At 38.5% G+C, this 13478-nt stretch carries 6 protein-coding genes; all 6 read right to left on the bottom strand.

What is annotated here, in order from left to right; genetic code table 11:
- Positions 1-50: 50 nt before the first annotated feature.
- The 6 genes from BTR42_RS05905 to BTR42_RS05880 all read right to left on the bottom strand — a co-directional run bounded on the left by BTR42_RS05905 (position 51) and on the right by BTR42_RS05880 (position 13212).
- Complete coding sequence (locus tag BTR42_RS05905; RefSeq protein WP_077496814.1) at positions 51-4487, bottom strand: glycoside hydrolase family 70 protein; 4437 nt, start codon at positions 4485-4487, stop codon at positions 51-53.
- 92 nt (positions 4488-4579) lie between these two features.
- Positions 4580-5443 carry a helix-turn-helix domain-containing protein gene (locus BTR42_RS05900; RefSeq protein WP_077496812.1) on the bottom strand — a complete coding sequence of 288 codons (864 nt, stop codon included), beginning with the start codon at positions 5441-5443 and terminating at the stop codon, positions 4580-4582.
- A gap of 347 nt (positions 5444-5790) precedes the next feature.
- Positions 5791-10359 carry a glycoside hydrolase family 70 protein gene (locus tag BTR42_RS05895; RefSeq protein ID WP_077496810.1) on the bottom strand — a complete coding sequence of 1523 codons (4569 nt, stop codon included), beginning with the start codon at positions 10357-10359 and terminating at the stop codon, positions 5791-5793.
- A 61-nt stretch (positions 10360-10420) separates the two neighbouring features.
- Positions 10421-11311, bottom strand: a complete 891-nt coding sequence (locus tag BTR42_RS05890; protein WP_012961950.1) for a helix-turn-helix domain-containing protein — start codon at positions 11309-11311, stop codon at positions 10421-10423.
- Positions 11312-11605: 294 nt separating this feature from the next.
- Positions 11606-13000, bottom strand: a complete 1395-nt coding sequence (locus BTR42_RS05885) for a macrolide family glycosyltransferase (protein ID WP_077496808.1) — start codon at positions 12998-13000, stop codon at positions 11606-11608.
- Positions 12997-13212, bottom strand: coding sequence for an AbrB/MazE/SpoVT family DNA-binding domain-containing protein (locus tag BTR42_RS05880; protein ID WP_013643094.1), 216 nt, complete (start codon positions 13210-13212; stop codon positions 12997-12999). Before BTR42_RS05880 ends, BTR42_RS05885 begins: the two co-directional genes overlap by 4 nt.
- Positions 13213-13478: the final 266 nt, after the last annotated feature.

Genomic DNA, 13478 nt, shown 5'->3' with positions numbered 1-13478 from the left:
TTGAAAATGGACTATTTTTAAGGAACTATTAGTAAATTTAGTAAATCATGTTATCCCCATGTGTAACCACGCGCATTGAAGAACACGACTGTGCCGTCTGGCAAGGTTACCCATTGGTTACGTACTTGTTCACCAGAATTAGCGTCATAGTAATAACGTAAGCCGTTAATTCTAACGACGTCACCTTTCACTTGTGAACCATCTGCGTTGAAATAGAGATTTTGTCCGTCAATGACTTGGGCACCAGTTACGGCAATGCCATTTTCATCGAAATAGTACCAATCATCACCGTCACCAATGAATGTATTGACTGCAAGTTCTCCTGAATTGGCATCATAATAATGGATATTTCCTGCTGTATCTGTGACAAAGACGCCTTTGGCTTGTAGTCCGTCCTCAGCAAAGTAAAGGTTTTGTCCGTTAATGGTTTGAGAACCTGTAACTAAATTGCCGTTTTCGTCTGCGTAATACCAGTCATTATCACCCGTTGTGAAGAAATCAGCAACGATTTTTTCACCTGAATCAGCGTCATAGTAACTACGAGTGCCATCTGCATTAGTCACAAAGACACCTTTAGCTTGAACACCATTATCGTCAAAGTAGAGATTTTGTCCAGCAATGGTTTGGGCACCTGTAACAGCAATACCATTTTCATCGAAATAGTACCAGTCATTGTCACCGATTTTCACAAAATCAGATACGACCATTTCACCTGAATCTTCTTTGAAGTAACGAAGGTTGCCGTCTGCGTCTGTAATCAATTCGCCTTTGACTTGATAACCATTTTCATCATAATATTGATAAACACCGTCAATTTCAACAAGACCACGCGCCATGACACCATTTTCATCAAAATGACGCCATTTTGTGACAGTTGTTGTCACACCATCTACGACTTCTTCAACATCAAATGAATAATAATTATTGAAGTATTGGTTGCCAAGTGGTCCAAAGTAATATTGATTGCCATTTTCATCTTCGTAAATCGCATCACGTAGTTGAATACCATTTGGTAGGAAGTAATAGGTTTTACCATTAATTTCAACGGTTCCAGTCACCATGTAGCCATTGTCATCAAAGTAATAATAGTAACCGTTGTAAACGATAAATGAAGCTTTCGCACGATAACCACTCGTTGAGAAGTAACTCATGCCAGTACCGTCATAATAGAATCCTGTGATAGCTGAATCCGTTGTCAACTGTTTTGGAAGGAAAGTGCCGTTTTCAGTCACGGTGAAATAAGTACCCGTCGCCGCATCGCTAAGCACATAACCTGCCCCCTTACCAAGAATATTAGTACCGTTGAAGTATTCGGCTTTCCAAGTCTTAATCTTAGTTGAAGGGTCAATTGGTTCGCCAGTTGAAATCATTGCTACTTCAAACATTTCTGGATAGGTTTCTTGAAGATAATCCAAGAATTCACCACCGTATTGTGCTTGATAATCTTCACCACTACTCTTGCTGTTAGCGACATAAAGAGTGTTGTTAATGTAAGCACCTTCTGTTTCTTCACCATAATCATTCACACGAGTTGCTGTGACAACTTCTTCACCTGGAAGTGAGTAAATTTGGTCTGGAACCCAGTCAGCAATGACTTGAATACCTGCCGCATGAAGCGCCTTAATCGCATTTCGTAAATCTTCTGATGAACCGTATTTATTGTTTTGACTCATTGCTAGGTCATAGCGGTCATCAAAGGCATAGCCGTTTTGAATGATTGAGTCAAGGAATGTACCGTCATCAGTTGACACGTATTGTGGTGCCATTTCAAATGAGGTAATACCCCAAGACGTAAAGAGGTCAACATTTTCAGCAATAAGCTTATTTGTGTATTCCGAATCGTCTGTAACAAAATCTTGGAAGTTTGAGAAGCCTTCGTAGATTACTTGAGAATCAAGCGCAGCGGTTGCTTGATAAGTCAATTCACCTTCTGCATAAGCTGATGTGTCAGCTGATACACGAATATCTTGATTTTCATCTGCCCCAACTGGAACCCAAACAGAAAGGTAACCATTCATATCAACGGTTTCATAACCTTTGATTTCATCTGCTGTGAAGTAAATATAACCATTGTCATCAACGAGTTTCGTGATGTCAGTATCAGAATCGTTGAGATAAGATTGCAAACCGTCAGCAGTTGGGTAAAGCAATGGGCGATAGTATTGACCAGCATGGGCAACACCGACTTGAACAGCAATCACTTCGGAATCGTCCAATTGAAGATTTGGATTGTTAGAAATAATCGTCACAATACCTGAGGTCAAAACAGAATCATCTGTTGCTTCTTGGTCAGCTGTCATAATACCATAACCATAGCGAACAGAGGTCAGAACACCTGTTTCATTCAAAACGGAATCAGCATTATCAGTTGACATGCTTGAAGCTGGCGTGTAATAATTAACCGCCATTGATTGCCCACCAGCAGCATATCTGATCCGTGCTTGTAGCAAGGTCGTGATTTGGTCATAATATGGTGATTTTGTTGCCATGTATTGACCATTATCCGTATAAAGGTCACCATAGTAAACACGTGGCACCGATTCCATATTTGTCAAAAGAAGTGAATAAGCCGCAGGAATGTTATAGTGTGTGTATTCCTTATCAACGCTATTCATGTCAGCATTATAAATTTCAAAAGCTTGATTCAATTCATCTAAAGTGAATGTGTAACCGTCTGTTTCAGGATTAATTTGTTCAGCGATAATTGATGCGATGATGGTTTGCACTTCACTATCATGTGCACGAACAAAGACATAAGATGGCATGGTATCGCCGTAAGCACTATCTTCGCTACGGTCAGTCAAGCCAATTTCTGACGTGATAAGTGGTTCTAAGCCAGAACGCTCAGCTGTCGGACGTGTCAATGAATAAAGGAATGACAAACGAAGTCCGTTATCAATAGCTAACGCTGCACCATTCGTATCATGGTTATAGTCTGGATCATTATAACTCCAAGCTTCTAAGATAGAAATATGAGCAAGAGCCTGCGCTTCTGACTCGTTAACACCGTAAGCTGCTTCAAACAAATTAGTGTAAATTTGAAGAAGGTCAGCATTCACATTATCAACAGCATCCACACGAACACCGTCAAAGTTAGCATCGTCATCACCAAAGACAATACTTCCCCAATTCATGAGATAGTAAAGCTGATTCAATTGCTCTGCTTGAACAACTGGATTTGAATTATCAACGTCATTGGCAAGAAGGAATTCATAACCACCCGTACGGTCGGCTTTGAAGTAATTTGTCTCACCTGTTTGATAAGTTGGTGTGCGGTTAAGCAATCGATAATCTGAATTAGCCCATGGCGTCAAATCGCTATTAACATATAAAAGCGCTCCACCTTGCAAATGGTCAGTTCCCTCATTTTCAGTATTGATATTCCATTTGTCTTGTGTCGTCACAAATGAACTAATAATTTCACGCAACCAAGCGGTGTTTTCTTGACGTGTGATTTCTTGTTCAATTTTCACTTGTACAGCTTCTGCTGCCAAATTTAGGCTGGCTTGAGAATCGTCTGCTGAATAGGTTGTTCCCAAATCAAAATAATCAGACATATAGTTCAGATAATCGATTTGCGTATCGACATCTGGCCACCAAGCCATTAACAATGGACGGAAATCAGTTTCTGTCGAATCAACCCAAGTCTCACCATTTTCTAAAATCTTAGTAGGACGATACCAAGTATTAGCTGTCAAATACCCATCAATCAATTCAAAGCTTTCTTCGGTTGAATCATAACTTTGATTGTTAATGCTAAAATTGTCAACTAAATTCGTTAGTCCTTCCGAAAATGAGTAAGTTGATGTTGAGGTCAGAGCACCTGTCTCCGCATCAAAATAGAGTAATTGTCCATCAACGGTAATCGCGAAGTTTTTCTTAACATTGCCATCTTCGTCAATGTAATAATATTTGCCATCAATTTCTTGAATATTATCCAAGCTCAACTGATCGGCATCCGCTCCAGTTTCGGTAACAGCTGAACGACTAACTTCCCCTGCTAAGTCAGCTGTTACTGCTGTCGTTGTGTCTACTGTATCCGTTGTTGTATCATCAGAATCATCTGCTGTCTGATTAACAGTCGCCTCGTCTGTTGTCGTAGCATCTGTATCTGTTGATGTGACTTGAGAAGCTTGTACTGCTGCGCTCGTAGTAGTCTGTTGGTCAGCGTCACCAGTAACAACATCAGTAACATCTTGCGAATCATCTGTTGAAACAGTCGAATCAGTAGTTGTGCTATCGTCAGCCACCGTTGAAGTATCTTGCGTATCAGCAACGGTTACATCTTGTGATTGTGATGTGCTACTATCAACTGCTGTATCCGCTCCTGAATCATCAGAAACTAACGTTGTGGTGTCTGTCGTATCGGCAGAAACAGATTGAGTAGGGACACTTACTCCCAAGCCTACCAATGCCAAGCTCGTAACGGCAATTGCTACCCACTGTTTCTTAACCTTGTGTAGTTTATAATGAACCTTTTTTTCCATATAGTTCCCTCCTAAATAGCTCATAAACAAAAAGACTACACCTAAAGTGTAATCTAGATTTAAAATTGCGTTTTATTTTTTTACATATATGACTAGTTGCTTTTCAATTTTGCAATGGTGTCCTGCATTTGCTGAGCGACATTATAACAATCCAAAAACATCATGATTTCTGTGCATTTTTCCATGGTTGCTAAACCGTCTGAATTTCCCATTTTAAATAGATAATAACCTCTATAATATCTAATAACAGCGTTTTCAAAAAAGTCTATTTCAGGCTTCTTTAATCGGTCAGCATAGTTTAAAAGTTTGAGTGCCACTGAAAAGTGTTCCTTTTCAATACAAACGCTGATAACACTAAGCAACATCTGAATGATGAGCTTACGATTTTCAGGAATTTCTTGGTAAAATTGCGTGCGCTTCACCATTTCTCCCGCAAATGTTTCTAATAAATGGACTGTCATTACAGAGGCACTATTAGTAAATAACCAGAGTTCATAACGCCCCCATTCTTCAACTGAAAAAAGGTAATCAACCAGATACTGAATCTCCTTTTTATTTATCTTTTCTTGCTTGGTGCATTGGCTTAGAACGGCTTTAACGACCAGCGTATTTAGTTTATAAAGTTTATAATTTGAAAACCTTTCTTCTAATTTTTTACAATTTTCTAAAATCTTTTCCAATTTTAAAATATTCTTTTCAAGGTATGCTTCAGAAATCTCGTTTTGAAGAAAGGTATTTTGTGGTTGGACAAAGTTGTGATAAACGCTTTGAAACTCGTCCATAGTGACATTCATATTTTGCAAACAGATATAGAGAACATCTGCTGTAACGTCGCTAATTCCACGTTCAAATCTTGATAATTGAGCGACAGAAACGACCCCTTCAGCGACTTCTTTTTGCGATAATCCCTTTGACTCCCTAATCATTTTAAATGTTTTACCTAATGTTTTTTTCATATTCCCCCTTTATTTCCCAAAATTGCATATATGTAATATCTACTTATTTCCCCTAAAAGAAGGAAGCATGAAATCTTAAAACAATCGTTACACTCTTCACTACTTCGTCACTTATTTTAGCAACCTAATGTTACAGCAATAATATATTGATATATCAAACTAATAATGAATCCAAGAGATTTTTACAAAAATTAAATTTCTAATTTTAGGCATTTTTTAGTCAATTAGGCCATAAAATTGGTATAACAAAAAAGCCACCAAGCCCTATTTAATAGGCTTAGCAGCTTTTTTCTATAAGTATGTAGGATATAAACGTTAATTTAGCGATATGATGATATTACGTTTGTTTACTCAGCAGAGCTAGTTTCTGTTTCGGCAACAGTTGCATCGTCAGATGTCACTTGTGTCTCATCTGTACTTTCACTTTGCTCATCAGAATCTTGTGCGTTTACAACAGCCACACCGTCTGCACCAAATGTGTATTCAACGCCGTCAACTGTGAGAGTTTGGTTAACGACCATTTCGCCAGTCTGTGCGTCATAGTAACGTTTGTTGCCGTTGTCGTCTGTGACAAAGACACCCTTAGCTTGAACACCATTTTCGTCAAAGTAGAGTTGTTGTCCGTTGATGACTTGCTCACCCGTTACGACATGACCAGTTTCATCGAAATAGTACCAGTCGTCGCCATCAGCGATAAATTTATTTTCAGCAAGGTCACCTGAATCTGGGTCGTAAAAATGACGATTTCCTTCAGCGTCTGTGGCGAAGATACCTTTGGCTTGTAATCCGTCTGCTGCAAAGTAGAGTTTTTGACCGCGAATAACTTGCGAACCAGTTGCCAAATTACCATTTTCGTCAGCATAATACCAATGATTATCACCTGTTGTGAAGAAATCACCGACAAATTTTTCACCTGATTTGGCATCGTAATAACTGCGTGTGCCGTCCTCATTTGTCACAAAGACACCTTTAGCTTGAACACCATTTTCATCAAAGTAGAGTTGTTGTCCGTTGATCGTTTGAGCACCTTTAACAGCCACACCATCTTCATCGAAATAATACCAACCACCGTTAACAAGGGCAAATTCACCAGTCACCATAGCTCCTGAATCAGCTTTGAAATAACGTGTGTTACCGTCTTTATCGGTAACGAGTTGACCTTTAATTTGGTTACCATTGTCATCATAATATTGATAATCGTTGCCAATCTTAACAAGACCACGCGCCATGACACCATTTTCATCAAAGTAACGCCAGTTTGTTGTCGTTTTAGTCACGCCATCTACTGTTGATGTTGTCTCAAAAGCATAATAATGACCAGCATAACGGTTACCAGACTTACCAAAGTAATATTGATTACCATTAGCATCTTCATAGATAGCATCACGAAGTTCGATACCATTTGGCAAGAAATAATAAGTTTGACCGTCAATGTCACGCATACCTGTCACCATATGACCATTTTCATCAAAGTAATAACGGTTGCCATTGTATAGAACAAATGAAGATTTGGCTTGGTAACCACTTGTTGAGTAGTAAGTCATACCAGTACCGTCATAATAGAAACCAGTTTGCGCTGTATCTGATGTCATTTGTTTTGGTAAGAATGCACCATTTTCAGTCACGGTGAAATATGTTCCTGTTGCAGCGTCATTCAAGACATAATCAGCACCTTTGCCAAGAATATTGGTACCGTTGAAGTACTCGGCTTTCCAAACTTTAATCTTAGTTGATGGGTCAATTGTTTTACCAGTCGAAATCATGACTTTTTCAAACAATTCTGGGTAGTTTTCTTGAAGGTATTCTAAGAATTCACCACCGTATTGTGCTTGATAGTCCTCACCGCTACTTTTAGTGTTTGCGGCGTAAGGTTTGTTTTTGATTTGAGCGCCTTCGCGTTCTTCACCGTAATCGTTAACACGTGTTGCTGTGACGATTTCTTCACCTGGAAGAGCGTAAATTTGGTCTGGAACCCAGTCAGCAATGACTTGGATACCACGCGCGTGGAGCGCTTTGATAGCATTTCGTAAATCTTCTGCTGAACCGTATTTATTGTTTTTGCTCATTGCCAAGTCATAACGGTCTGTGAAAGCATAACCGTTTTGAATGATTGAATCAAGGAAAGTTCCATCGGTTGATGACACGTATTGTGGTGCCAATTCAAATGATGTGATTCCCCATGAAGCAAACAAATCAGCATTTTCAGCAATGACTTTGTTAGTGTATTGTGAAGGGTCTTGAACAAAATCTTGGAAGTTTGAGAAACCTTCAAAGATAACTTGTGAATCAAGCGCAGCACTTGTTTCGTAAGTCAATTCACCGTCTTTTTTAGCTTCTGTGCTTGCTTTGACACGAATGTCTTGGTCAGCAGCTGCACCAACTGGTACCCAAACTGTAAGGAAACCGTTCATATCAACGGTTTCAAAACCTTTGATTTCATCACCTGTGAAATAAATATAACCATTTTCATCAACAAGTTTTGTGATGTCAGTATCAGAATCGTTAAGGAAAACTTGCAAACCATTTTCTGTTGGAGAGAGCAATGGACGATAATATTGACCAGCATGAGCAAGACCAACTTGGACAGCAATTTTATCAGAACTGTTTAATTTCAGATTTGGATTGTTAGACACAATTGTCACAATACCTGAAGTTGTCACAGAATCGTCAGTTGCTTTTTGGTCAGCTGTCATAATACCATAACCAAAACGAACAGATGTCAAAATGCCTGCACAAGCTCCGTCTGGGTATTGAACATTCATTGCTTGACCACCCGCAGCGTATTTAATACGTGATTTAAGCAATGCTGTGATTTGGTCATAGTATGGTGATTTAACTGCCATGTATTGACCATTATCAGTAAACAAGTCACCATAGTAAACACGCGGCACAGATTCCATATTTGTCAAAAGAAGCGCATAAGCTGCTGGAATGTTGAAATGTGTGTATTTTTTATGAACACTATTCATATCAGCATTGTAAATTTCAAAAGCTTTTTGCAATTCATCAAGTGTGAATGTGAATCCGTCAGTCTTAGGATTGATTTGACCAGCGATAATTGATGCAATAATGCCTTGAACTTCACTATCATGTGCACGAACAAAAGCATAAGACGGCATGGTATCACCATAAGCACTATCTACCGTACGGTCAGTCATGCCGAGGTCATTATGAATCAATGATTCCAAATTTGTACGGCTATCCAATGGACGAGTCAAAGCGTCAAGAAATGCCATGCGAAGCCCATTGTCAATAGCTAACGCAGCACCATTTGTATCATGGTTATAATCAGGGTCATTAAAGCTCCAAGCTTCTAGGATAGAAATGTGAGCAAGGGCTTGTGCTTCTGTTTTATCAACACCATAAGCCGCTTCAAATAAATTAGTATAAATTTGAAGAAGGTCAGCATCGACGTTATCAACGGCATCCACACGAACACCATCAAAGTTGGCATCAGCATCACCAAAGACGATTTTCCCCCAGTTCATGAGATAGTAAAGTTGATTTAATTGCTCCGCTTGAACGACAGGATTTGAGTTGTCAACGTCATTAGCAAGCAAGAAATCATAACCACCTGTGCGATCAGCTTTATGATATTTGGTTTCACCAGTTTGGTAAGTCGGTGCGCGGTTAAGCAAACGATAATCTGAATTAGCCCATTCTGTTAAATCGCTATTAACGTAAAGGAGAGCACCACCTTGCAAGTGGTCCGTATCACGGTCCTCAGAGTTCATGTTCCATTTGTCTTGTGTTGTCACAAATGAACTAATCACTTCACGCAACCATTCAGTACTTCCACGACGAGCAATTTCTTGTTCAATTTTCACTTGAATAGCTTCCGCAGCAAGGTTCAAACTAGCTTGTGAGTCTGACGCAGAATATTTTTTATTTAATCCAAAGTATTCAGACATGCTGTTCAAATAGTTGATTTGTGTATCAACGTCAGGCCACCATGCCATAACCAATGGACGGAATGACTCTTCTGTTGAATCGACCCAAGTTTCACCATTTTCCAAAACTTTAGTCGGACGATACCAAGAATTGGCTGTTAAATACCCATCAACCAATTCAAAGCTTTTTTCGGTTGAATCGTAAGCTTGATTATTTTTTGAAAAGTTATCGACAAGATTTGTCAATCCTTCAGTAAATGAATAAGTTGACGTTGAAGTTAAAGCACCAGTTTCCGCATCAAAGTAAAGCAATTGACCGTTAACGGTAATAGCAAAGTTTTTCTTCACGCTACCATCTGCTTGGACATAATAATATTTGCCATCGATTTTCTTGATGTTATCCAAGCTTAATTGGTCAGTTGATTCTCCTGTTTCGCTAACGGCTGAATGGCTAACTTCTTCTGCCAAGGCATCTTTTGTTTTATCATCAGATGTTTCGGTTTCAGAGTTATTTTCTTTATCAGCGTCAGCAGTTTCTTCTGTTTTATCGCTTACTTTATCAGATGAAGCATCTGTTGTAGTTGTTGTGTCAGGGTCTTTTGTTGATTTTTCATCTTCTGCTGAAACAGTTGTTGTCTCATCTGTGCTTGTTGATGATGTTTGTGACGCTTCTTCTGCTGTGTTTTTTGTAGTCTTTTGTTCTCCTTGCGCAGTTGTAGTATCTGTTACTTTTTGTGAATCATCGCTAGCAATCGTAGTATCTTCACCTGTTGTGCTAGTGCTAGCTTCTGTTACTGTGTCAGAATTGCTTGTAGTTGTGTCCGTTGCTTGTGTCTTGCTACTGTCAACACTAGCTCCTGGACTATCACTTCCTCTTGTTACCGTAACAGCACTTGTTTCGTCAGCTGTTACGACCTGCGTTGAAGTGGCAGCTCCCAAGCCTACCACTAATGCCAAAGTAGTAACAGCAATCGTTACCCACTGTTTCTTCACTTTGTGTAGTTTGTAATGAATCTTTTTCTCCATAATTCCTCCTAATAATTTCATAAAAAAAAGACTACACTCAAAAGTATAGCCCAATTTTTTCTTATGTTATTTCTTTTTGCAAATGTGATTTTTCCTGTTTAATTTTTGTTACTCTATCTGACATCTGTTGCGCGATAGTGTAACATTCCAAAAATATCATGATTTCTGTGCATTTTTCCATGATTGTCAGCCCAGATAAATTGCCCTTTTTACAGAGATAATAACCACGGCAATATTTGACTGCATTGCGCGTGAATAAATCCGTTTCCTCCCTTTTTAAATTATCCGCATAATTCAGTAATTTAAAAGCGAGCGACAGCCGATTCTTCTCAATGCAAACAACAATAACGTTGAATAACATTTGATTGACGAGACGGCGATTTTCAGGAATTTCTTGATAAAACTGCGTTCGATTAATCATTTCACAGGCAAAAATTTCCACTAAATTACTAGGCATCAAGGAAGCGCTGTAGGTAAATAGCCATAGTTCGTAGCGCCCCCATTCATCCACAGAAAACAAGTAATCTACCAAAAATTGAATATCTTTTTTAGCAACTTTGTCAAAGTCATCACACCGATACAATACCGATTTAATAACGATTGTGTTCAAACGGTAAAATTTTTGTTCTGGCGCAATAGTCGTCAAACGTTGGTATTTCGCTAAGTATTCTCGTAATTTTAAGGTGTTTTTTTCAAGAAAAGCTTTGGCAACGTCGTTTTGAAAAATGGCATTCTGATTTTGTAAAAAATCACGACAAACACATTGAAATTCTTCAACAGAAACGTTCATATTTTCCAAACAGTTATAGAGAGTTTCGGCGTTAATGCTGCTTATTCCGCGTTCAAATCGAGATAACTGGGCAATCGAAATGATGTCGCCTGCTATTTCTTTTTGTGATAATCCTTTTGATTCCCGTAGCATTTTAAAGCTTTTTCCTAAATTTTCTTTCATAGAACCTCCTTTTCCCTTAAATGCACATTTACTATCTTACCTCTTTTTGGGATGTTTTGAAAGTAAAAATGAATATTTTCAGCAAATTTTCAAAAATTCTAATAATCAACTCTCGATTTTGCATTAATGCAAAATTTTAGTTTGAATTTACAAATAACATCAGTCAAAATTGATGTTTAAGAAACAATTTTTAATCAATCATATCCTTAAAATAGATTTTTGAACAAACAAAAACCACCTAGAAGAATTTCTAGATGGTTTCATTTTCTGTAATTTGCGGATGACACTTGTGCATTATTTGTTATATCTCTCAATAAGCTTATCATAGTATTTTTTCTGCCTAACATTTCCAATAGGGTAGGCTAATATACCTGCTAAAACACCAATTATCCAGACCTTTGTCCAATCTCTAACAAACATTCCAAAAAGAAACATGACCACGCACACTATCAGCCAATAGCATATTTGAAATTTACCATTAGCAGCATTAAGCTCCTTAAGGATATCCACGTCATCACTTGTGTGGGGAGCGTTTTCAATAAATTCTGCTGCTCCAACTACTCCAGAGGATGAACGAAAATCACTACTACATGCTTCGGCTGCTTTTACATAATTTTTATTACGCAAAATTTCCTCAACTGCTGTCCGTATGCCATCTACACCATCATCAGTAAGCAATATTCCTGCACCCATTTCTGTCACCCTACGTGCAACTGCCTGCTGTTCACCTGTCTGCGGATAGAGCACCATTGGTGTTGCCATGTACAAACTCTCTGAAACACTATTCATACCGCAATGCGTAATGAATACACTCGCCTTAGACAATAGTTCAAGTTGGTCAACATAGGGATAAATGCTGATATTATCTGGTAATTTTCCGAGAGATGACTGGTCAAACATCCGTCCACAAGAAATAACGACATCAACAGTCAAACTTTTCAAGGCGCTAATGCATTTTTCGTACAAGTCAGGTCTATCATTGATAATTGTCCCCATAGCAATGTAGATGAGAGGGCGTTTGGTATCTTTAGCAGGATTTGCTTTAGAAAAAACACTCGGACCAGCAAAGAGATAGTGGTCCGAGAAGCTCTCAGCATAAGGTTGAAAGCGTTCGGTCGTGTAAACTACACTATCCGTCTCGTTATCACTCTGCACCAATGCTAAAGCATTTTTGACATGGTAACCATATGGCTTTAGCGTTTTTAATTCTTTAGAAATTTTGGGAAGTCCGAAAATCATATCAGTCATTTCTGACAAACTATATTTCATGTATTGCGAAGACATTTGGTTGAAAGCGAAAGTACTTGTCGATACAACCATTGGCACATGATATTTCCAAGCAGCTAATTTCCCCCAGAAACAAACACTGTCTGTATAGACCACATCAGGCTGGAAATCCTTGAATTGCTCATCAAGAAAATCATTCATACCACAAGTTGTACGAATAGCTTGAATTGTCATCTCAGTCGTCGAAATACTTTTGAGACGCTCCATTTCTCCCTCTGAAAGTTCTGGTAAAAATCTGTCAACTGAGATAAATGTTGCCCCTGTTGCTTTGATTTTTTCACTAAATTCATCAAACGAATAGAAGCGCACAATATTTCCGCGCTTTACTAATTCAGCTATAACTGGCAGCATGGGATTGGTATGACCATGCGCAGGTATGCAAAAACAAGCAATCTTCTTCACTTATCATCACCACCTTCATCATATATCATGTCAAAAAGCTCTGCAAAAGCGCCTTTGGGTGGTATAGCAAGTCCTTTTTGCTCATCCCCCAGAATCAAGAGCGTGTCACCTGATTTTATCCCGAAAACATCCCTTGCTTGCTTTGGAATAACAATTTGACCTTTTTCCCCAACAGTCGCCGTCCATGCATATTTTTTATCTTCTGATGTCATTATATTAACCCTCTTTAAATACAAAAAAGTATGATTTGTATAACTTATTATACCAAAAAATGATAAAAAATTAATGCATAACTGATGAAATCAAACTTTTTAGTAACTTTGCAATAAATAGAAAAAGACAATGTCAAAAAGCTAACCAAAAGTGATTTTGGGTGTTAAGTTGGTGTTAGCCAGAAACAAAAACCACCTAGAAAAATTCTAAGTGGTGTTAAATCTTTCGCTGCTGCTTCTATCACAACAGCTTTTTGAAAAATTAG

The sequence above is a fragment of the Streptococcus gallolyticus subsp. gallolyticus DSM 16831 genome (assembly GCF_002000985.1).
In the GTDB taxonomy this organism is placed as follows: Bacteria; Bacillota; Bacilli; order Lactobacillales; family Streptococcaceae; genus Streptococcus; species Streptococcus gallolyticus.
The sequence above is the reverse complement of the archived record's forward strand: the minus strand, read 5'-3'. Positions and strand labels throughout refer to the sequence as shown.

What these genes read in the sequence shown, in the direction of transcription:
- BTR42_RS05905 (WP_077496814.1), bottom strand. Translation starts at nt 4,487, where the DNA reads ATGGAAAAAAAGGTTCATTATAAACTACACAAGGTTAAGAAACAGTGG.
- BTR42_RS05895 (WP_077496810.1), bottom strand. Translation starts at nt 10,359, where the DNA reads ATGGAGAAAAAGATTCATTACAAACTACACAAAGTGAAGAAACAGTGG.
- BTR42_RS05890 (WP_012961950.1), bottom strand. Translation starts at nt 11,311, where the DNA reads ATGAAAGAAAATTTAGGAAAAAGCTTTAAAATGCTACGGGAATCAAAA.
- BTR42_RS05880 (WP_013643094.1), bottom strand. Translation starts at nt 13,212, where the DNA reads ATGACATCAGAAGATAAAAAATATGCATGGACGGCGACTGTTGGGGAA.
- BTR42_RS05900 (WP_077496812.1), bottom strand. Translation starts at nt 5,443, where the DNA reads ATGAAAAAAACATTAGGTAAAACATTTAAAATGATTAGGGAGTCAAAG.